This is a genomic window from Winogradskyella algicola, assembly GCF_005869935.1.
Lineage (GTDB): Bacteria > Bacteroidota > Bacteroidia > Flavobacteriales > Flavobacteriaceae > Winogradskyella > Winogradskyella algicola.
In genome coordinates this window covers 458314-479626 of record NZ_SZQF01000001.1, presented here as the reverse complement: position 1 = coordinate 479626, position 21313 = coordinate 458314, and the positions used below count along the sequence as shown (strand labels likewise).

The window sequence follows — 21313 nt, the reverse complement described above, 5'->3', positions numbered from 1 at the left end:
CTAGCATATCAATACAGGTTTATTTCTTCCCACCAACCACAACAACAATCTCACCTTTTGGTGGTTTGTTGGTATAATGTTCTAAAACTTCTTTTGCTGTTCCTCTTACAGTCTCTTCATAAAGTTTGGTAAGCTCTCTTGATACAGAAACTGGTCTGTCTTCACCAAAATACTCACAAAAATGTCCTAAGGTTTTTACCAACTTATGTGGACTTTCGTAAAAAATCATGGTTCGGGTTTCTTCGGCTAAAAGTAACAATCGGGTTTGGCGACCTTTCTTTACTGGTAAAAACCCTTCAAACACAAACTTATCGTTTGGCAAACCACTATTTACCAAAGCTGGCACAAAGGCTGTAGCGCCTGGCAAACATTCAACCTCAATATTGTTTTCTACACAAGCTCTAACCAGCAAAAATCCAGGATCGGAAATCGCAGGCGTACCAGCATCACTAATCACAGCAATTGTAAGTCCAGACTTTAGTTTTTCAATAATACTATTTACCGTTTTATGCTCGTTGTGCATATGGTGACTTTGCATAGGAGTGGTAATTTCAAAATGCTTTAAAAGCTTTCCAGATGTTCTAGTGTCTTCGGCAAGTATAAGATCTGCTTCTTTTAAAACGTCAATGGCCCTAAAAGTGATATCCTTTAAATTTCCAATTGGTGTTGGAACTAGGTATAGTTTCATGTGTTATAAATCTTAATCTCAAATTTACAATCTTTTGAATATCTTAACGCAACCATTTGTAAGAAACTACATCTAGATAGAAAACCAACCTGTGAAGAAATCACTTTGTCTTTTATTATTCCTTTTATGTAATGCCTCTTTTTTATTTACCCAAACCACAGATTTATCTATAAACATTGAGGCTCAAAATCTTGATGGCACTCCTATTTCGCAAGTAGATATATATGAAGATTTTCAATATTTAATCACGCTGTCTAATTCTGGTAATACTGTTAGTAACGCAAGTATTTCCATAGATTTTGATGATGAGATTACTATAATTTCAACAAGTTCTCAAAATAATATTAACGGAGCGTCCGATGTTTCAGGTATTGTAATTACAGCAAATGTTTTGACAGCTACTGTGGCTAATATGCCCAACAACTCTAGTGTAGAACTCTTGGTTTTAGCCTCTGCACCAACCAACTTAGGCGGTATTGCAGTTAATGGAACAATAAGTCCACCCACAGGTACTACCGATACTAACACTAGTAATAACCAATCTATTATTTCTATAGATGTGTTGGATATTGTTATTGATTTTGAAGTAACTCACACCCAAATTTCACCTACTCCGGGAACGCCTGTTAGTGCTTGGGGAGACCAGGTTACTTATCAATTTACTATTACCAATAATAGTGAGATAGACTTTCCTGTGGACATTATTAGAGGTCGATTAATTTTAACATCAATGGTTGGTAACGGTCAGCCATTTGCCGAGTTCATTTCTTTGGAGTGTATAGATAGTACTAACGGAACTATGTGTCCTGATTTAACAGGTCTTACTACGGCTTCTACAACTGTAAACTCATCAAATAGTGTTACTGCTCCAACATTATTTAATTTTAATGATGGTGCTGAAATTACTTCTGGAGGAAGTATTACTTTTGAAATGGTATATCGCTACACCAACTTTACATGCTCGCCAGACCCTATGCCTATTATGGTTGATAGCTTTATTGAAATAGGTTTAAACCATGATAATGTCTCATCAAACCTATCTAATTTTGTAGAAACTATTCTTCCAAACGCAGACCAATGCCCAACAACAGATGTTTGTATTGAAACCGAAATTGTTGATCCCACAGATACTACAGATATAGACTATAATGAAGAAGTTTCTTTAGTTACAACAGCATGTAATAATGGGCCTTCTGAAGCTCCTTTGTTTTTCTTTATCCAAAATTTATCCGCAAATGTCGATTGGGACATCATTTCTGTTAGTTGTACAGCAACTACTGGACCTGTTACTTGTGAAGATTTTACAATTTCAGATAATGGTCAATTATGGGTTACTAGTGAGTTTGTACTTCAACCTAATACCACAATAACTATTGAGACTGTAGTTATTTTTCTTGAACCACCATGCAACCCTTTTCCAAATCAGGTGGACGCTACAATAAAAAGTCAGATAGTACTCTTACCTACTCAAACCATAGATATAAATCCAGACAACAATTATTACTATAACTATCTTACACTTCCAACGGAGGAACCTTGCGATGAAGAGGATATTTCTGATATTGAGGTTACAAAAACTCAAATTTTCCCTGAATCTCCTATTGGAAGTTCGCAAACAAATACTGCAGAATGGGGCGAAATAACCTATGAAATTACTGTAACCAATGATGGTAATACAGATGAACCTATACAAGTACAAGACCACATGCCTGTTCCATTGGCTGGTGATGTACCTATTACTGGAACTTTAGTGAGTGTGGAATGTTCGGGAACAACTGGTACTGCTTCCTGTTTTACTATTGCAAATACTAACATAGGTGTTACTTTTGATGGTGTAACTGAAGATGGTAGTTTTGACACCTTTTGGGAAATTTTGCCCGAGGACAATTGGATACTCCCAGCAAATAGTTCAGTGTCATTTATCGTTACCATAGATTGGCAGCCAGAATGTTCTACACTACCTATGATTGGCACAAATTATGTGCGAGTTAATTATGTAAACAATGTTCCTGAGACTAATCTTGGCAATAACACTGCTTTTGTACAAACATACTTTGCGCCTTGTATAGATTTAGTAGTACAAACGTATCCTGAATTTGCCCAAGTAGATACTGGAGAATCTTTTGATTGGATTGTAGATATTAGTAATAGTGTAACAAGCTCTAGCGCTATTGATGTACAATTTGAAAGTATCTTAGATAATGCTTTTACTATTTTAGGTACACCAAACTGTAGCGTTACATCTGGTAGTGCTACCTGTATTTCTACATTCAACATTAGTGGCAATTCTATAACAGGTATTATTCCCACAATGGAAGCAGGTTCTACGGTTAGAGTCACTATTCCTGTTGCTGCTCCAAGTTTTGGTGGTGGGTTTAACAATATTGCCGAAGCTTTTCCGAGTGCAGCAGACAATGAAGAGTTGACTCCAGAAACTAATATCTCGGTAAATAGTGTTCAGGTGATTTCACCAATATTAGAAAAAATGTTTGTGCCAGATACAATTTTAGAAGGAGGTGAAAGCGAATTGATTTTTACGGTTTATAACATCGCAACCAATCCAACTCAAAATGGAATCGCATTTACGGATAATTTACCAGCAGGCGTAACCTTATCTTCATCTCCGATTTGGGTAGAGGCTAATGGTTGTACAGCTACATTTACTGGAGCTGCTGGAGATACTTTTGTTGGAATTACGGATTTAGCCTTTCCGAACGGAGTTGAGAGTTGTACATTTTCAGTAATGGTAACATCAGACAGTGCTGGTACGTACCTTAATGACTTTCAAAACATAAGTGACACCAATAACCTAGATGCATCACAAGTCAGTGCTACTTTAAATGTTATTGTAGATACTTCTAACGTAGATATAGAAATTCTAAAATCTGTTGAGCCAACAGAAGCTATTGTTGGTCAGGAAGTAACATTTACTATCACTGCAACAAATGTGGGTACAACTCAAGCGTCTGCTGTTGAAGTTTTAGACGCACTTCCAATTGGGTATGAATACATTTCCGCTACAGTCAGCTCTGGAGTTTTTGATGATAATACATTTTCTTGGGCAATCCCTGTTTTAAACCCAAGCCAATCCGAAACTTTACAGATTACGGTCTTGGTAGTTTCGTCAACCAATTTATTGAATGTTGCTTTTCTCAATACTTTAAATGAAGTGGATAGAGATGAGACTAACAATGAAGATGAAGCCATTGTAGAAATATCTAACTGCTTGTCTGTACCTGAAGGAATTTCTCCTAACGGAGATTTAGAAAATGACTATTTAGTAATTCCTTGCATAGAACGCTTTCCTGATAATAGAATTAAAATTTATAACCGTTATGGTACATTAATCTATCAAACCAATAATTACGACAATACTTGGGATGGTAGAGCAAATAGAGGCATACCTGCATCGTCAGGATTACTTCCTGTTGGTACGTATTTTTACATTTTAGAAATTAATGGATTAGCAAGGCCTCTACAAGGGTATGTTTATCTTAATTATTAACTGAATTTACCTTCAACAATTTCTATAAAGCGTTCTTCGTAGTCTTCCTTGCCTTCCCAGTTATTATAATCTGGCTTTACCATTTCGTAGATAAGTGCTCTGGCTTCTGCAAGAGAGTCTGTAGTGTTAATTTGAGAGATGACACGGTCATAGTCTTCACTTTTACCTTCAAAAAGATGTTTTATAAAGGCTAATTTATCATTCAATCCAATCTGTAATCCGTTCCCTTTTAATTTATCATTTAATGATTTTTTAGCTTGCTCAGCTTCACGTTTTTTAGCATCTTCAATAGGCTCAAACTCTGGAATATTGCCAAAATCAGAACTAATGGTTTCAAACTCTATAGTTTTTGGTTTTTCATTGGCAACCACTTCTTCAACCATGATATCTACCTGTTGACTTTCGCCTGGCATCTGAGCTACCATGTCTTTAATCTTTTCCATTACAGGTTCCATAATGCCGTCGTCCTCTACCTCATCAAGATTAACATAGGTTTTGTTTCCAACCTCAATATTATCACTTACGGTATTATTAAAAGCTGTATCTAGCATCCCAAAAAATGAAGAATCATTACCAATAGTTGGCATGTCATCTTCAAAATTTTCGTGGGCAAATTTTAAAACCGTTAGCTTTTCATAAAGCTTGGCAACCTCTTCATGCATTCTATCGACATCTTCTCGTCCTTTTAATTTTAGAATCCTATGTGCTATACTTATTAATTCTGATTCTAATTTCTTTTTCATATCATTTGATTTAATGTTAAACAAAGTCAGATGTAACATTTCAAACTATACTATTCTTATTTAAAAATAAATAGTATATGTTTCATCCTAATTGCTTTTGATTTTTAATATTTTTGATTGACCTTTATACAAACGAAAATTGACTACGTTTTAGTGCTAAAATTACGAAATGTTTCTTGAAAATACGGTAAATCATAAAGAACAATTTGGGTGGATTGAAGTGATTTGTGGATCAATGTTCTCTGGTAAAACCGAAGAGCTGATTCGCAGATTAAAGCGTGCTCAATTTGCCCGACAAAAAGTTGAAATTTTTAAACCTGCAGTAGATGTAAGGTATGATGACGAAATGGTGGTTTCTCACGACTCTAATGAAATCAGATCCACTCCAGTGCCTGCAGCTGCAAATATTCCAATTTTAGCAGATGGTTGTGATGTCGTTGGCATTGATGAAGCGCAATTTTTTGATGATGAAATTGTTAGGGTTTGTAATGATTTAGCCAACAAAGGCATTCGTGTTATTGTAGCTGGTTTGGATATGGATTTTAAAGGAAACCCTTTTGGTCCTATGCCTTACCTTATGGCAACTGCAGAGTATGTTACAAAGGTGCATGCTATCTGTACCAAAACAGGAAATTTAGCGCAGTATAGTTACAGAAAAGCGCAGAGCGATGATTTGGTCTTGCTTGGTGAAGTTGAAGAATACGAACCCCTAAGTCGTGCTGCTTTTTATAAGTCCATGCTTAGAGATAAAGTGAGACAAATGAAAGTAAAAGACGCTGAAGAAATCAATGCTAAAGAAAATAAGTCTGATGCCAAAAGCGAATGAAACTGTTCTTGAAATTGATTTAGGTGCCTTAACACATAATTTCAATTATTTAAAATCCAAACTACAACCCAGCACTAAATTTTTAGCTGTTGTTAAAGCTTTTGCATATGGCAGTGATTCCGTTGCTATAGCCAAACATTTAGAATCACTCAATGTAGATTACTTAGCTGTTGCATACGCTAAAGAGGGTGTTTTACTCAGAGATGCTGGTGTTACGACACCTATTTTGGTACTTCATCCACAGCCAATTAATTTCAAAACTTTAATAGAACGCTGTTTAGAGCCCAGTATTTATAGTGCAAGAATTTTAAATGAATTCATTTCGGTTGCAGAAGATCAATCTCAAAAGGACTATCCTATCCACGTTAAATTTAACACAGGCTTAAACCGTCTTGGTTTTGGTAGAAATGATGTGGATTATATAGCTTCACAACTCAACAGAACTACATCCATAAAAGTGAAGTCTCTTTTTTCGCACTTAGCTGCCAGTGAAGACAAAAATGAAACAGACTTCACTAATAATCAAATAAAATCGTTTAAGTCTATAGCTGAAGATTTTAAGTCTAAATTAGACTACAAGCCATGGTTGCATTTATGTAACACTTCAGGAATTATAAACTATCCCAAAGGACATTTAGACATGGTGCGAAGTGGCATAGGACTTTATGGCTTTGGAAACTCCGTTTTAGAAGACCAAAAATTAAAACCTATTGCTCGTTTAAAGTCAGTAATATCTCAAATCCATAATATTGAAAAAGGAGAAACCGTAGGATACAATAGAGCTTATAAGGCTAAAGGATTAGAGAAAACCGCTACAATACCTATTGGCCATGCTGATGGCATTACAAGAGTTTATGGTAAAGAGAAAGGCTTTGTGTTTATCAACGGACAAAAAGCTCCAATCATTGGTAATGTATGCATGGACATGATCATGGTTAATGTTTCGGATATTGACTGTAGTGAAGGAGACGAAGTTATCATCTTTGATGGCTCACACAAGGCCTCTAATCTTGCAGAATCTTCAGGTACAATTTCTTATGAAATTATTACCGCAATATCTCAACGTGTTAGTAGAAACATTATCTCTACTTAAGGTTTTTTTAACAAATTGTGACTTTTTACTTATTTTAGTATCTCACTAACATATATACTAACTATTTAAAACACTAAATTATGTTAAAAGAATTTAAGGAATTTGCAATGAAGGGCAACCTTGTAGACATTGCTGTTGGTTTTGTAATGGGTGCTGCTTTTAAAGAAGTAGTTACAGCATTTACAGGTGGAATTGTATCGCCATTAATTGGTTTGATATTCGATTCTGACTTTAAAGCATTAAGACACAAATTAAAAGATGGGGAATTAAACGACGCAGGAGAAATGGTAGGCGAAGTATGGTTAGAATACGGAACTTTTTTAACTAATGTTATAGACTTTATTATTGTAGCATTTGTAATGTTTATGGTTGTAAAAGGTGTTAACAAAATGAAGAAGAAAGAAGAGCCTGCGCCAGAAGAACCTGCAGGTCCGTCTGAAATAGATTTATTAATGGAGATCAGAGATTCTTTAAAAAAGTAAATAAAATATAGCTACCGCTATACTACATATCTATTAACTAAACCCAGACTTAAGGTCTGGGTTTTTCTTTTTGAAAACTAAAAAGTTAAATAATTAACACTATACTTTTTTAATGTTAAAAGCTTCTCTTTTATTAATATTGAGGGCTTTATTTTGTTTAATTTTGTCACATAATTTTTTAAAAATAACAGATGAAAATAGCTGTAGTAGGTGCAACTGGATTAGTAGGTAATGTTATGTTGAATGTTCTTGAAGAACGAAACTTTCCAATCGATGAATTGCTTTTGGTAGCATCTGAGCGTTCTGTTGGTAAAACCATAGAATTTAAAGGGAAACAACATCAAGTTATAAGCATACCTTCTGCAATTGAAAAAAAACCAGATATAGCACTATTCTCAGCTGGAGGAAGTACGTCTTTAGAATGGGCACCAAAATTTGCAGAGGTTGGTACAACTGTTATCGATAACTCTTCAGCTTGGAGAATGGATTTATCTAAAAAACTTGTTGTACCAGAGATTAATGCTGGCGAATTAACCAAAGAAGATAAAATTATTGCCAATCCTAATTGTTCAACTATACAAATGGTTATGGCATTGGCACCACTTCACCGTAAATACAAAATAAAACGTATTGTTGTATCTACATATCAATCTGTTTCTGGAACCGGTGTAAAAGCTGTAGAGCAATTAGAAAATGAAATAGCTGGTAAAAAAGGAGATATGGCTTACCATTACCCAATTCACAAAAATGCTATACCTCATTGTGATGTTTTTGAAGAAAACGGATACACAAAAGAAGAAATGAAACTGGTAAGGGAAACTCAAAAAATCCTTGATGACAGAACTATTGCCGTAACAGCTACTGCTGTAAGAATTCCAACCGCAGGAGGACACAGCGAAGCTGTAAATGTGGAATTTGAAAATGATTTTGACTTAACCGAAGTAAGGCAAATATTAGATAATACCCAAGGTGTTACTGTACAAGATAACTTAGATGTAAATGTATATCCAATGCCAATGTATGCTAATGGTAAAGACGATGTGTTTGTGGGCAGAATAAGAAGGGATGGCTCTCAGCCTAATACTCTAAACCTTTGGGTAGTTAGTGACAATCTTAGAAAAGGTGCTGCTACAAATACCATACAAATTGCAGAATACTTGGTTAATAATAATCTCATTTAGATTTTCTATAATTTTTAGGCCCATCTTAAAATTTTGTATCTTTAATCTCGTTTTCTAACGAAGATGTTAGAAACTCATCTACATCTAAAAATATTCAACTCAATACAGTCTTAAGTCAGGCTTTTATTGAGGTTTAATTTTAAAAACCAATTATGAAAAAATTACTTCTAAGTACTGCATTACTAAGTATTTTTGTTTCCTGTAAAAACGAATCCGAAAAAGTGAAACCTATTACTGTAAACTATCCCGAAACCAAAAAGGTTGACACCGTAGACAATTACTTTGGTGAAGATGTAGCCGATCCTTACCGTTGGCTAGAAGATGACAGAAGTGCCGAAACCGAAGCCTGGGTAAAGTCTCAAAATGAAGCAACGTTTGGCTACCTAGATAACATCCCTTACAGAGAAGAGCTCAAAGAACGTCTTATTAAACTATGGAACTACGAAAAAATTGGTTCCCCTTTTAAAGAAGGTGATTACACCTATTTCTACAAGAATGATGGGTTACAAAACCAGTACGTCATCTACAGATATAAAAATAATGCCGATCCAGAGACTGCAGAGGTCTTTTTAGATCCAAATACTTTTAAAGAAGATGGAACAATTTCCTTAGGTGGTCTAAGTTTTTCTAAAGATGGAAAAACACTAGCATATTCAATTTCTGAAGGTGGTAGTGATTGGAGGAAAATTCTAATAATGAATACTGAGACCAAGGAAATCGTTGAAGACACCTTAGTCGATATTAAGTTTAGTGGTATGTCTTGGTACAAAAACGAAGGCTTCTATTACTCAAGCTACGACAAACCAAAAGGGAGTGAGCTTTCTGCAAAAACAGACCAACACAAAGTCTATTATCATAAGCTAGGTACTAAACAATCTGAAGACCAATTAATATATGGTGGTACTCCAGAAGAAAAGCATCGCTATATTTATGGTGGCGTAACGGAAGATGACCGCTATCTCATCATCACGCCTAGAGTCTCTACGTCAGGAAATAAGCTTTATATAAAAGACCTTACCAAACCAAACGCTCCTTTTGTTGAAATTTTAGGACATACTGACTCAGACTCTAACATCATAGAAAATGTAGGTTCTAAACTCTATATTATGACAAACCTTAATGCACCTAATCAAAAAGTTGTTACCGTAGATGCATCAGACCCAAAACCAGAAAATTGGGAAGATTTCATTCCCGAAACCGAAAATGTACTTAGCCCATCTACAGGAGGCGGTTATTTCTTCGCAGAATATATGGTAGATGCTGTTTCTAAAGTTTTGCAGTATGATTACGATGGAAAACTTGTAAGAGAAGTAAAGCTACCTGGCGTTGGGAGTGCTGGTGGGTTCGGTGCTAAAAAAGAAGAAAAAGAATTGTATTATTCTTTTACAAATTATGTTACTCCTGGCAGTATTTACAAATATAATATTGAGGAAGGAACATCTAAATTATATCGTAAACCAAACATAGACTTTAATCCTGAAAATTACGAAAGCAAACAAGTGTTTTATACCTCTAAGGATGGCACAAAAGTTCCTATGATAATAACGCACAAAAAAGGTTTAGAGCTCGATGGTAAAAACCCAACTATATTATACGGTTATGGTGGTTTCAATATCTCTCTTACACCGAGTTTTAGTATTACAAATGCCGTATGGATGGAACAAGGTGGAATATATGCTGTAGCTAATTTGCGTGGTGGTGGAGAGTATGGAAAAAAATGGCATAATGCAGGTACTCAAATGAAAAAACAGAATGTTTTTGATGACTTTATTGCTGCAGCGGAATATTTAATTTCAGAAAAATATACCTCATCAGATTATTTAGCTATTAGAGGCGGATCTAACGGAGGCTTATTAGTTGGCGCAACAATGACGCAAAGACCAGATTTAATGAAAGTTGCATTGCCTGCTGTTGGAGTTTTAGATATGTTACGATACCACACTTTTACTGCAGGTGCAGGTTGGGCATACGACTACGGTACAGCAGAGGATAGTAAAGAAATGTTTAATTACTTAAAAGGCTATTCACCTGTGCATAATGTAAAAGAAGGGGTTGAATACCCAGCAACTTTGGTAACAACTGGAGATCATGATGATAGAGTGGTTCCAGCTCACAGTTTTAAATTTGCTGCGGAGTTACAAAGCAAGCAATCTGGTGACAACCCAACACTTATTAGAATTGAAACCGATGCTGGTCATGGTGCTGGCACTCCTGTAAGTAAAACCATTGAACAATACGCTGATATTTTCGGGTTTACTCTTTATAATATGGGCTTTGATGTACTACCAAGTAAAACAAAGGAAAAAGTAAAAGGTTAACCTTTCACGTATTTTAATTTTAAGGTATTTTACATTGTCGTTTATCTTTTTTTAATTGATTATAAAAGATTTAATTAAAAAGTCTTAGATTTACTCCTATTTTTGTTAAAAAAGTAGGAGTTTTTTTGTTGAAGCTGTTTTACTAATACGTTGTCATCAATACATGAAAAAGAATTACATTCTAAAACTGTTTTTTTTAACTATCTTATCATTGTCATCTTGTAGTGAATCAGACGACAGCACAACGCCTTTATCTATTGAAACTAATCCAGACGAAGTTTTCTTATCTCAAAACTCTAGAATTGAGATATTTATATTCAATAACGATTCTAATATTCCCCAATCAGGTACGCTATCTATAACGCAGCCATCTTTAGGTTCTGCAGTAATTAATGATAATAATACACCAGATAATGTTAATGATGATTTCATAGTTTACACTGCAAATTCAAACACTATTGGTCAAGATTCTATGCAATACATTATATGTGATACATCTGAAAATTGCTCAACAGAAAGTATCTCTTTATCAATTTCATCTTTATCTACTGTAAATATGTTTGAAGGTGATACTCCGCACGAAACTTTGTCATCATATAATTTCTTCGAAGGAGATTTAAATAACCTTAATCCTACGTTTGGTGTTTTTCCATATGACCTCATTTCACCTTTATTTACAGATTATGCAAAGAAAAAACGTTTCATATGGATGCCTAATGGAGTAAAAGCTAACTATATTAATGATTATACACCTTTAGATTTTCCTGTAGGAAGTGTTATTATAAAAAGTTTCTTTTACAACAATGTACAGCCCGATAATTCGACAAAAATTATTGAGACGCGACTCATGTATAAAAAGGAAACTGGATGGGATTTTGCAAATTATGTCTGGAATGAAGCACAAACGGAAGCTTTTTTTACAAACTCTGGCAGTATCGTTAATCTAAGTTGGTTAGAGGGTGAAGATATAAAGACGACAAATTATAGAATACCTTCTAGAGCCGAATGCTTTACTTGTCACAACCAATTAGACGATCCAACAACTATAGGTTTAAAGCCTCAGAATTTGAATAAGAATTATGACTACACTGATGGTGCTGCAAACCAACTGCGTAAACTTATAGAATTTGGATATTTAAACTCTGATGTTCCAGATGATATAAATTCCACTGTCGCTTGGGATGATAATTCTCAACCTCTTGAAGCAAGGGTCCGCTCTTATCTAGATATAAATTGTGCACATTGCCACTCTGATGATGGTCATTGCAATTACAGACCCATGAGATTTGCTTTTCATTTAACAGAAGACTTAGCAAATTTAGGCGTTTGTGTAGAGCCTGAAACTCAATTCATTCCAAATTCTTATATTGTAAAGCCCAATGACACCGACCTATCCATACTTTATTACAGAATAAGTACTACTGATGAATCTTTTAGAATGCCTTTATTAGGAAGAACAACTAACCACGAAGAAGGTATTGACCTAATAGAAGAATGGATAAATTCTTTAAATAATTGCGACTAACACAAAAAAAGATATGAAAAAAATTACACTCTTACTTATCGCGGTTTTTACATTTTGCTTGGGCAATGCTCAGGTTTTAAATGAAAACGCAAATTGGCCAAATAGTAACTGGTCTTTAACAGGAACATATACTGCTACTGGGCTTTTATCTAACCCTACGACTACTGGCTCAACATTTACTTTTGATGATGACGCTGCGGGATCAAGCTCTGATGACACGATACAAGCGACGTCACCTGTAATTGATCTAACTGCAGCAAGTTCTGCTGGTGAAAATTGGATCATTATAAGCGGTGATTACGTATATAGACCATTAGGAAACGATGTATTATCAATAGAAGCTTATGATGCTGACACAACAACATGGTACACATTGTGGACATTCACAGGTAATTCTGCTGGTTCTGATTACGAAACATGTTCTAATACAGAATCTTACACAACAGGAGTTCTTGATATAACAGGATTTACTGCTACACAATTATCAGGTTTTAGATATCGTATTAATTATGATGATCAAAATGGTTGGCAATGGGGCTGGTGCTTAACTTCTCCAACAATTACGTCTCTAGACCCTTCTAATTCTTGCCTAGACCCTATTAACCTTAATGTTGTTAACATTACTGAAACCACTGCAGACTTAACTTGGACTGAAATCGGTGTTGCAACAGCATGGAATATTGAATGGGGTCCGGTTGGATTTACACCTGGAACGGGAAATGTTATTACAACCTCATCAAATCCCTTTACTTTAACAGGTTTAACAGCAGATACAGATTATAAGTTTTATATACAATCTGATTGTGGTGGAGCTAGTAATTTATCAAATTTTGTTGGACCAATTGGTTTTGGAACAGCCTCGCCTTCTGGTGTAGCATGTGCTTCCGCAATAAGCATGACCGTAGAACAAGACTGTAGCACAGCAACACCGACGACTTTTGACTTCAGTACAGCAATTGATATCGATGCTTCTAATGAAAACCCTAGTTGTGATGCTGTAGGAAACTATGGCTATTTTGTGAGTTTTACCGCACCTACCATTGGTTCAGTAGTTTTTAATTTTAGTGGAGCTGCAAATAGTATTGGTTTAGAAGTGTACGACTCTTGCGGTGGTGCTTCTGTATCTGTATGTACCAATAATGGATTCAATGCTGGCGATTCGTCTGGTCTAGTAGGAGGTTTAACACCTGGTGCAACCTATTATGCTGTGATTTGGAAGGATCAGCAAAGCGGAACTGCTGACTTATGTATAGAAGAAGGAGCGAGTTGTCCTGATCCAAGTAGTTTGGATGCAACTTCAATATCTTTAGATTCAGCTATTTTGAGTTGGACAGAAAATGGTATAGCAAACTCATGGAATATTGAATGGGGAACAGAAGGATTTACGCAAGGCTCAGGAAATGCTGTAAACAATCTTAATGCAACAAATTATAATTTAAATGGATTATCATCTGGTACTAGCTATGATTTTTATGTTCAATCTAATTGTACAGGGGAAACATCTGGTTTCTCTGGTCCTTATACGTTTACGACACAAGCTCCTTCAAGAATTAATTTCTCTCAGCAACCTATAAGTGTTAGTGGATCTGACTTAGCGGTGGTAGACATGAATGGTGACTTTTTAGATGATATTGTTGGTGTTACCTCAACAAATATTAACATACAACAACAAAATACAGATGGGTCTTTTACAAATATTAATATAACTACACCAAACGCCGACTATTTACCAACATGGAGTATGGCTGCGGCAGATTTTGACGCTAATGGAAAAACAGACTTGCTTTATGGTGCTGGTAGTGGTGTTACGTTTATGCAAGCGAGTAATGACGGTACAAGTTTTACAGAGCAATCCACAACGCAGTACGTATTCTCCCAACGCTCAAATTTTGTTGACATAAATAATGATGGTAATCTTGATGCCTTTGTTTGTCACGACGTAGAGCCAAACGTGTATTTTATAAACGACGGTTCAGGAAACTTAACTTTTTATCAATCTGATGTTACGCCTGGTGCACCTTATTCGTTGGGCAATTATCCTTCAGGAGGTGATTATGGTTCTATCTGGATAGATTATAATAATGATAGAAATATTGATTTATTTGTTGCAAAATGTGGTGGAGCAGTTGAAAGAAGAACAAATATTATGGTGACCAACAATGGTGATGGTACGTTTACCGAGAATGCTGCTATTATAGGCTTGGCAGATCCAATGCAAACCTGGTCCTCTGCCTGGGGCGATTTTGATAATGATGGTGATATGGATGTATTTGTTGGTGCGAGTTCTGGTACTCATAAATTAATGGAAAACAGTGGTTTTTCAGATGATGGAAACCCTAATAACGATTACATTTTTACTGATGTTACTTCTGGAGCTGGAATTGTCGCACCTACAGGGTGGGAGAGTTCTGTTCACGACATTGATAACGATGGTTACCTTGATATTATTAGCAATGGCTCTATAATGTACGGAAAAGGAGATATGACGTTTGAGGATGCAGATGATCAACAGATTAACTATAAGAACGGTAGTTTTGGTGATTTAAACAATGACGGATTCATAGACGCGTACTACAATGGTGTTAGATATTATAACCAAGGTAATAGTAACAATTGGGTTAAAATAAACACTGTAGGTATGGCACATGTTACACCAAATTATAGTAACAGAAATGGTATTGGAGCACGTGTTGAACTGGTTACACCTTCCGGAACTCAAATAAGAGATGTGAGAAGCGGTGAAGGTTTTGAATTTATGAGCTCATTAAACGTGCACTTTGGACTCGGCACCGAGACCTCAATTACAGAAATTAGAGTTTACTGGCCATCTGGAGTGGTAGATGTTTTTGAAAATCCAAGTATTAATTCAACTCATATTCTTGTTGAAGGTTCAGCCCCTCTGAGTATAGAGGAGGAAGCATTCGCTGATATTTCTATTTATCCTAATCCTGTTGAAGATGTTTTAAAAATTAGAGCTTCGGCTGTTTTAACAGAAAAAATTGCAACTATTTTTGATGTTTCTGGCAAACGCGTTTTCAATCAAATGATAACTAATAATGAGTTAAATGTTTCTAGTCTTCAAGGCGGTGTTTACTTCCTTAGAATTGAATCCGATGGTAGAAGCATCAGGAGAAAGTTTATCAAAAAATGATATAAATAATCAATCATTAAAAAAACCGTTTGAGAAATCAAGCGGTTTTTTTGTGGTATTTTTGCACCATGCTTCAAGTTAAAAACGTCTCTTTTGCCTATACCAAATCTAAAGTGTTGTCAAACATCAGTTTCGATGTTCCAAGAGGTGACACGCTTGCTATCATTGGCGAAAGTGGTTCTGGCAAAAGCACGCTTCTTAAGCTCATCTTTGGTGAATACGATTTAAAACAGGGTGAAGTTTGGTGGAATGGCGAACAAATTCTTGGTCCAGCTTTTAATTTGGTTGTGGGTTACGATTTTATGAAATATGTGACTCAAGAGTTCGATTTAATGCCATACACAACCGTTTCAGAGAATATTGGGAAACACCTGTCACGTTTCTACCCAGAACAAAAAGAACTAAGAACAAATGAATTACTTAAGGTTGTTGAACTTGAAGCTTTTGCAAATAGAAAAGTCAAAAATCTAAGTGGTGGCCAAAAACAACGTGTGGCATTGGCAAGAGCATTGGCTAAGGAACCTGAGATTTTATTGTTAGATGAACCTTTTAGCAATATCGATAATTTTAAAAAGCAGTCCTTACGACGAAGTATATTTGGTTATTTAAAAGAGAAAGATATCAGCTGTGTGGTGGCAACACACGACAAAAATGATGTGCTTGGATTTGCTGATGAAATGATGGTGCTTCATAATAAAGAAATCGTTATTAAGGACACGCCTCAAAATATATACAACAATCCTAAACTGCCACTAGTAGCTTCATTTTTTGGTGAGTTTTCAGAAATTGATAATACTTTATACTACGCACATCAGCTCAGAATTACAGACCAATCAAACTTTGAAGCAGTTGTAAAGCATTCCTATTTCAACGGAAACTCTTGGCTGATTGAAGCAGTGTATCAAACGCATTCAATTTTTATCACACATCACACCGAAATAAAATCGGGTTCAAATGTGTGTTTCGAAATTGTTCAATAAGCTATTTGTCTAGTTTTTTCAACAAGGCTGGTAAGTAAAAAACATCAGTTATTAATGCCATAGCCACAGTTACTGCACAAAGCAATCCAAAATCTTGTACTGAAGGTGTAGCGCTCGATGCTATAATAAGGAATCCACCAACCAATGCAATGGTCGTTGAAAATAAGGCATTTCCCGTATAGCGCATTGCATTATCCATGCGCTCTTCTGGTGTACCTGTTATGTATTTACTTCGTCTGTATTTATGGACTAAATGTATGGTATCATCCATCGCAATTCCTAACATAATTGGTGTAATCATGGCTGTAGTAACATCCAATGGAATATCCAATAAACTCATTAAAATAGCCAGCATAGCCAATGGTAAAATGTTTGGAATAAGTACTAAAATGGTGGTTTTAAAATTCTTTATAAATATCAAAAGACATAAAAAGGCGACAAAGAAGGCGACAAAAAAGGATTTAAACTGTGTCTCTAAAATAAATTTGTTCAATTGTGCAAAGACGACTGCAAATCCATTGATTTTGAGCTCGTATTTGTCTGTGTCGAATGTAGCTTGAAAAGCTTCTTTTATATCCTCTAAAACCTGCTCTAATTCTGAAGTTCGCATTTCCATTAAGGTCAACGTAAAACCTGCGGTTGATAAATCCTCAGAAAATAATTTAAAGAAGCTATTGTCATTAGAATCTACATTCTTAAGTGTGTTTTTGAGTTTGGCTTCTGAAACATTAGATTGAAACAAAACCGGATTGCGTTTTTCTAAAAAAGACTTAATGGTGACTACAGAAACTGGATTGGAAATCAAAGGATTAGCTTCGAGCTTGTTCTGAAACGTTTCTAATTTATTTATCGCGTCTTTCCCTAAAATAACTTCATCATTTTTTATTGCAATATTGAGCTGTAGCCTGTTGCTTCCACCTAATTCAACCTCAACAGTTCTTAAATCTGTTTTAGCTTTTCCTTCTGCTAATAAATCTCTAGAATTAGTATCAATCTTAACCTGAAAAATAGAATATATTCCGAATAAAAGCACTGCCGTAAAACCTACAATCAGTGAATTTTTATATTGACTCGTAAAACCATTCAACCATTCAATAAAACGCGACTGAGAATAATTTTTGAAACTTAAAATAGGTTTGGCTTTTTCGAAATTTAAATTCATAAAACTAAAACCTATTATCGTAATGATGTATACCAAAAAGAAACTCAACAATAGGCCAATACAGGTAAAAACACCCATATTCTTAAAGGCTGGTAATGGTGATAAATACAAAGCAAAATAACCAACAAGCGTTGTTAAAGTAGTATAAAAACACGGTGTTAAGCTCTTCCGTATAGCAATAGCTATGAGGTCAATTTTTGAAAAAGAACCATTGGCAAGACCTTCTTTATGGTAAATATTTATAATATGAACGGCATCACTAACACTGTAGACCATTAAAATTGTAGGAATCAGCATGGAAATCATATTCAAGGCAAAACCTAGCGATGTGATTAATCCAAATAATAAACTAACCGGAACCGCAACAGAGAGTAACGCAATAAGCAGGTAGCGTTTGCTTGGAAGCAAAAATAACAGCAATATGGTTATCACTAAAACCGTAAGAATCCCAAAGATTAAACTCTCTTTATAAATTCCTTTACTGTAGGCTTCATTCAATACTGGTGGACCCGTGAGATAATAATCTGAATACGTTTGATCTATCACATTTTTAATCTCTACAGCAATTTCTTGACGGTCTTCCTCGATGGTTGGCGTCGGTTTCATTTGAATGTAAAACAACTGATTTTTATAATCCTCAGTAACCAATTGTGACGTGATATTTGATAATTTTGAAAACAGACTTTTTAAGCCTTTTTCACTTCGTTTTGGGTTATATAAATCATCAAATCTTATGTTGTTATTTGAGTATATAGGATATTTCGCTTTGGCAAGACTAAAAGTTGTCTTTACATAAGGTAAGGCCTCAACCGTTTGATGTAATTCTTTTAGTTTGCTCACTTCTGCTTCGCCAATAGCATTTTCAACAGGAAGCATGACAATAAAAATTTCATCAGACCCAAAATTTTCTTGAAAATCAATATAAGCTTTGTAACTAGGATCATCTTCTAGAAACCAAATCGACAATGAATTATCTACACTTAACTTGTTAAGCGTTTGATAACCCGAAAACGCCATAAGTACAGCCAAAACAGCAATTATTGCGATTCTGAATTTAATGATAACTGGTATGATGCGTTTTAGTCGTTTCATGATTATGCTATGGCATAAGCACCATAATTACCGTGATGCGTTAAACTGATATTAAAATTGTCTTTGCCATTAGACAAAAAAGGAATATTAAATTCTCTTTTTTTTAAGTGATATTCAATTCCAAATCGATTTAATAATTTCGATTTAAGAACTGCACTCTGTTCTTTATGGCTAGTTGTGCTGAATTTTACAATTGTTGAAGTTAGCTTGTTTGGTTCTAATCTGGCTTCAGAAATGATGTAATTTGATGTGGTCTTAGTTTCAAGGTAACACTTAAAATCTTTAAACCTTACAGTTCCTTTATTGCCTTTAATACTGCACTGAAACTCCTTTGGGTTGTAAAATCGACTTGGATTGAGTTGTGTATACAATTTATACGACGCTTCCTTCATACTCCATAAACGCCAAACCATTACGAATGGATTGTGAGAAGTTTTGATATAATGTTGTTCAGCTTCAGAAAATAACTTTTTTAAGAATCTAGGACGTTGCCAGTTTGAAGCCCTCTGAGCTTCGCTAAGATCAACAATGTCGTTGCCAATCATTATTTGTTGAGTTTAGAAGTGACGATCGCCATGGCAGATTTTACATCTAGCATTTTTTCCATATCGTCGTTTTCCAAACGAATATCAAACTCGTCCTCAATATCCAAAATAATATCCACGAGATTTGCAGAGTTAATCTTTAAGTCTTTTACAAAATCTGTGTCTTCAGAAAGGTTTTTGAAAGCTTCCTCATCTTGAATATAAGGTGCTATTATAGTTTTTAATTTGGTAATTAATTCGTCGTTGTTCATAGCGTATTTTTGAATTGTAAAGTTACGCTATAAATCGCTTAAATAAAACACAAGCATTAACATCTCCAAATCCAAAACTAGCCTTTGCAATCACGTCAATATCGTGTTCAATGATTTGCGTTGGCACCTTTGATGAATCAATTAAATTTGCAATGTCTTCATGAAGATCCTCGCAATTAATATTTGGCGCCACAAATTGTTCTTTAAGCTGAATAATACTTGCTACACACTCAATTGACCCAGCCGAAGCCAAACAGTGACCAATCAGTGACTTTGTAGCGTTGATATATGGGAAATCCTTATGTTGTCTTCCTAGGGCTTTAGTCCAGTTTTCAATTTCCAAGGCATCTTTTGAAGTCGCAGTTAGATGGCCGTTTATAACATCAATATCCTTTGCTGTTATACCTGAATGCTTTAATGCATTTTTTATACAACGCTGAACTGCCTCAGGATTTGGTGCAGTTAAGGTTCCGCCTTGGCGCTGACCGCCTGAATTAACTTCACCACCTAAAACCTCAGCATAAATATGCGCACCACGCTCAAGAGCACTATCCAGTGACTCCAAAACCAAAGCACCTGCACCGCTTCCTGGAACAAATCCAGAAGCTGACGCACTCATTGGTCTTGAACCTTCTTCTGGACTATCATTGTGTTTATAAGTCATAACGCGCATGGCATCAAAACCGCCCCAAATATATGGTCCGTGATCACTACAGCTTCCTACTAGCATGCGTTTTGCTTTTCCACTTTTAATTCGATCATAACCCATTAATAACGATTCGGTGCCTGTTGTACACGCAGAAGAGTTCGTAGTTACTTGATTGCCCAATCCAAGCATACCGCTGAGGTAAGCACTTACACCACTTGCCATAGTTTGTATAACAACTGTGCTTCCTAATCGTCTTACATTACCATCATCGAGCTTGTAAATGGCTTCCCTGAATTTTTCTACACCAGAAGTTCCTGTACCAAATATGAGTCCTGTTTCATAATCAACATCACCATTAGAATCAATTTGTAGTCCTGCATCTTTCCATGCATCTACACCTGCAATACAGCCATATAAAATACCCGAACTATTAAAACCTCGCAATTGTAAATCAGTAAAATATTCAGATTTTAGATCATCTGTTACCTTTGGAATACCGCCTATTTGGCAGGAAAAGTTTAGGTCTTTTAATTCTTGGTGAAATGAAATTCCGGACGTGCCATTTTTTAATGCATCTGTAAATTCTGAAACACCAACTCCGTTTGGTGCAACAACGCCTAATCCTGTTATAACTACTCGCTTACTCATACTTTTAACATGCCTGAAATGGTTCCTCGTGCAACAAGTTCACCATCCTTGTTAACCATTTTTACATTACACTTTAATTTATTGAATCGAAATACCGTTTTTTCTGATTGTACATTCACTTTTTCACCTGGTAATACTGGTAAATAAAAATCCATTTGATTAGCTGTCAAGGCTATCTGTGGTTTTTGAGTTTCACTTAGTTCATCTTTTAATAAATAAATTCCTAAACACACTAAACCAATTTGTGCCATACATTCTGTAAGGATAACACCTGGCGTAATAGGATTGCCTTTGAAGTGGCCCTTATAAAAAAACTCATCGTCTTTAAATGTATAATGCCCAGAAATGCCATCCTCAGAAATTGAATCAATACCATCTACAAATAAAAATGGTTTTTCGTAAGGTAATAATGCTATGATTTCTTCTTTCTTCATTTTTAAGACCTTTCGACTGCGCTCAAGGTGACAGTTCTGT

Annotated in this window: 16 protein-coding genes; 9 read left to right on the top strand and 7 right to left on the bottom strand. The window is 35.4% G+C overall.

Annotation, left to right across the window (positions count from 1 at the left end):
* Nucleotides 1-19: 19 nt before the first annotated feature.
* A complete protein-coding gene (rsmI, locus tag FC091_RS02055) occupies nucleotides 20-688 on the bottom strand; it encodes a 16S rRNA (cytidine(1402)-2'-O)-methyltransferase (protein WP_138432615.1) in 669 nt (222 codons plus the stop codon).
* Between the two features lie 91 nt (nucleotides 689-779).
* Between rsmI and FC091_RS02050 the strand changes: the two genes are divergently transcribed.
* A complete protein-coding gene (locus FC091_RS02050; protein ID WP_138432614.1) occupies nucleotides 780-4193 on the top strand; it encodes a DUF7933 domain-containing protein in 3414 nt (1137 codons plus the stop codon).
* On the opposite strand, the gene FC091_RS02045 is transcribed toward FC091_RS02050, so the two are convergent.
* Nucleotides 4190-4936 carry a hypothetical protein gene (locus FC091_RS02045; RefSeq protein ID WP_138432613.1) on the bottom strand — a complete coding sequence of 249 codons (747 nt, stop codon included), beginning with the start codon at nucleotides 4934-4936 and terminating at the stop codon, nucleotides 4190-4192. The genes FC091_RS02050 and FC091_RS02045 overlap by 4 nt on opposite strands.
* A gap of 169 nt (nucleotides 4937-5105) precedes the next feature.
* Between FC091_RS02045 and FC091_RS02040 the strand changes: the two genes are divergently transcribed.
* The 8 genes from FC091_RS02040 (at nucleotide 5106) to FC091_RS02005 (ending at nucleotide 16492) form a co-directional block, all read left to right on the top strand.
* Nucleotides 5106-5762, top strand: a complete 657-nt coding sequence (locus FC091_RS02040; protein WP_138432612.1) for a thymidine kinase — start codon at nucleotides 5106-5108, stop codon at nucleotides 5760-5762.
* The gene (alr, locus tag FC091_RS02035; RefSeq protein ID WP_138432611.1) at nucleotides 5746-6855 is read left to right on the top strand and encodes an alanine racemase; all 1110 of its coding nucleotides are present in this window, start codon (nucleotides 5746-5748) and stop codon (nucleotides 6853-6855) included. Before FC091_RS02040 ends, alr begins: the two co-directional genes overlap by 17 nt.
* Nucleotides 6856-6935: 80 nt before the next feature.
* Nucleotides 6936-7337, top strand: a complete 402-nt coding sequence (gene mscL / locus FC091_RS02030) for a large conductance mechanosensitive channel protein MscL (RefSeq protein WP_138432610.1) — start codon at nucleotides 6936-6938, stop codon at nucleotides 7335-7337.
* Between the two features lie 191 nt (nucleotides 7338-7528).
* Complete coding sequence (locus FC091_RS02025; RefSeq protein ID WP_138432609.1) at nucleotides 7529-8518, top strand: aspartate-semialdehyde dehydrogenase; 990 nt, start codon at nucleotides 7529-7531, stop codon at nucleotides 8516-8518.
* A gap of 152 nt (nucleotides 8519-8670) precedes the next feature.
* The gene (locus FC091_RS02020; RefSeq protein ID WP_138432608.1) at nucleotides 8671-10836 is read left to right on the top strand and encodes a prolyl oligopeptidase family serine peptidase; all 2166 of its coding nucleotides are present in this window, start codon (nucleotides 8671-8673) and stop codon (nucleotides 10834-10836) included.
* Between the two features lie 163 nt (nucleotides 10837-10999).
* Nucleotides 11000-12361, top strand: coding sequence for an Ig-like domain-containing protein (locus tag FC091_RS02015; protein WP_138432607.1), 1362 nt, complete (start codon nucleotides 11000-11002; stop codon nucleotides 12359-12361).
* A 13-nt stretch (nucleotides 12362-12374) separates the two neighbouring features.
* On the top strand, nucleotides 12375-15512 hold the full coding sequence (locus FC091_RS02010; RefSeq protein WP_138432606.1) for an FG-GAP-like repeat-containing protein: 3138 nt from the start codon (nucleotides 12375-12377) through the stop codon (nucleotides 15510-15512).
* Nucleotides 15513-15580: 68 nt separating this feature from the next.
* Nucleotides 15581-16492 carry an ABC transporter ATP-binding protein gene (locus FC091_RS02005; RefSeq protein WP_138432605.1) on the top strand — a complete coding sequence of 304 codons (912 nt, stop codon included), beginning with the start codon at nucleotides 15581-15583 and terminating at the stop codon, nucleotides 16490-16492.
* Nucleotide 16493: 1 nt separating this feature from the next.
* Here FC091_RS02005 and FC091_RS02000 read toward each other — a convergent pair whose 3' ends face one another.
* From FC091_RS02000 to FC091_RS01980, 5 genes are read right to left on the bottom strand one after another with little or no spacing between them, the layout of a single operon-like run.
* Nucleotides 16494-18746: an efflux RND transporter permease subunit gene (locus FC091_RS02000; RefSeq protein ID WP_138432604.1), complete on the bottom strand. Its 2253-nt coding sequence runs from the start codon at nucleotides 18744-18746 to the stop codon at nucleotides 16494-16496.
* Nucleotides 18747-18748: 2 nt separating this feature from the next.
* Entirely contained in the window at nucleotides 18749-19291 is a 543-nt protein-coding gene (locus tag FC091_RS01995; RefSeq protein ID WP_138432603.1) for a 4'-phosphopantetheinyl transferase superfamily protein, read from the bottom strand.
* Nucleotides 19291-19542, bottom strand: a complete 252-nt coding sequence (locus FC091_RS01990) for an acyl carrier protein (protein WP_138432602.1) — start codon at nucleotides 19540-19542, stop codon at nucleotides 19291-19293. Before FC091_RS01990 ends, FC091_RS01995 begins: the two co-directional genes overlap by 1 nt.
* Before the next feature lie 22 nt (nucleotides 19543-19564).
* A complete protein-coding gene (locus tag FC091_RS01985) occupies nucleotides 19565-20839 on the bottom strand; it encodes a beta-ketoacyl-[acyl-carrier-protein] synthase family protein (protein WP_138432601.1) in 1275 nt (424 codons plus the stop codon).
* Nucleotides 20836-21273, bottom strand: coding sequence for a 3-hydroxyacyl-ACP dehydratase FabZ family protein (locus tag FC091_RS01980; RefSeq protein WP_138432600.1), 438 nt, complete (start codon nucleotides 21271-21273; stop codon nucleotides 20836-20838). The genes FC091_RS01985 and FC091_RS01980 overlap by 4 nt, the downstream gene beginning before the upstream one ends.
* Nucleotides 21274-21313 lie beyond the last annotated feature (40 nt).

What these genes read in the sequence shown, in the direction of transcription:
- rsmI (WP_138432615.1), bottom strand. Translation starts at nt 688, where the DNA reads ATGAAACTATACCTAGTTCCAACACCAATTGGAAATTTAAAGGATATC.
- FC091_RS02045 (WP_138432613.1), bottom strand. Translation starts at nt 4,936, where the DNA reads ATGAAAAAGAAATTAGAATCAGAATTAATAAGTATAGCACATAGGATT.
- FC091_RS02040 (WP_138432612.1), top strand. Translation starts at nt 5,106, where the DNA reads ATGTTTCTTGAAAATACGGTAAATCATAAAGAACAATTTGGGTGGATT.
- alr (WP_138432611.1), top strand. Translation starts at nt 5,746, where the DNA reads ATGCCAAAAGCGAATGAAACTGTTCTTGAAATTGATTTAGGTGCCTTA.
- mscL (WP_138432610.1), top strand. Translation starts at nt 6,936, where the DNA reads ATGTTAAAAGAATTTAAGGAATTTGCAATGAAGGGCAACCTTGTAGAC.
- FC091_RS02025 (WP_138432609.1), top strand. Translation starts at nt 7,529, where the DNA reads ATGAAAATAGCTGTAGTAGGTGCAACTGGATTAGTAGGTAATGTTATG.
- FC091_RS02020 (WP_138432608.1), top strand. Translation starts at nt 8,671, where the DNA reads ATGAAAAAATTACTTCTAAGTACTGCATTACTAAGTATTTTTGTTTCC.
- FC091_RS02015 (WP_138432607.1), top strand. Translation starts at nt 11,000, where the DNA reads ATGAAAAAGAATTACATTCTAAAACTGTTTTTTTTAACTATCTTATCA.
- FC091_RS02010 (WP_138432606.1), top strand. Translation starts at nt 12,375, where the DNA reads ATGAAAAAAATTACACTCTTACTTATCGCGGTTTTTACATTTTGCTTG.
- FC091_RS02005 (WP_138432605.1), top strand. Translation starts at nt 15,581, where the DNA reads ATGCTTCAAGTTAAAAACGTCTCTTTTGCCTATACCAAATCTAAAGTG.
- FC091_RS02000 (WP_138432604.1), bottom strand. Translation starts at nt 18,746, where the DNA reads ATGAAACGACTAAAACGCATCATACCAGTTATCATTAAATTCAGAATC.
- FC091_RS01995 (WP_138432603.1), bottom strand. Translation starts at nt 19,291, where the DNA reads ATGATTGGCAACGACATTGTTGATCTTAGCGAAGCTCAGAGGGCTTCA.
- FC091_RS01990 (WP_138432602.1), bottom strand. Translation starts at nt 19,542, where the DNA reads ATGAACAACGACGAATTAATTACCAAATTAAAAACTATAATAGCACCT.
- FC091_RS01985 (WP_138432601.1), bottom strand. Translation starts at nt 20,839, where the DNA reads ATGAGTAAGCGAGTAGTTATAACAGGATTAGGCGTTGTTGCACCAAAC.
- FC091_RS01980 (WP_138432600.1), bottom strand. Translation starts at nt 21,273, where the DNA reads ATGAAGAAAGAAGAAATCATAGCATTATTACCTTACGAAAAACCATTT.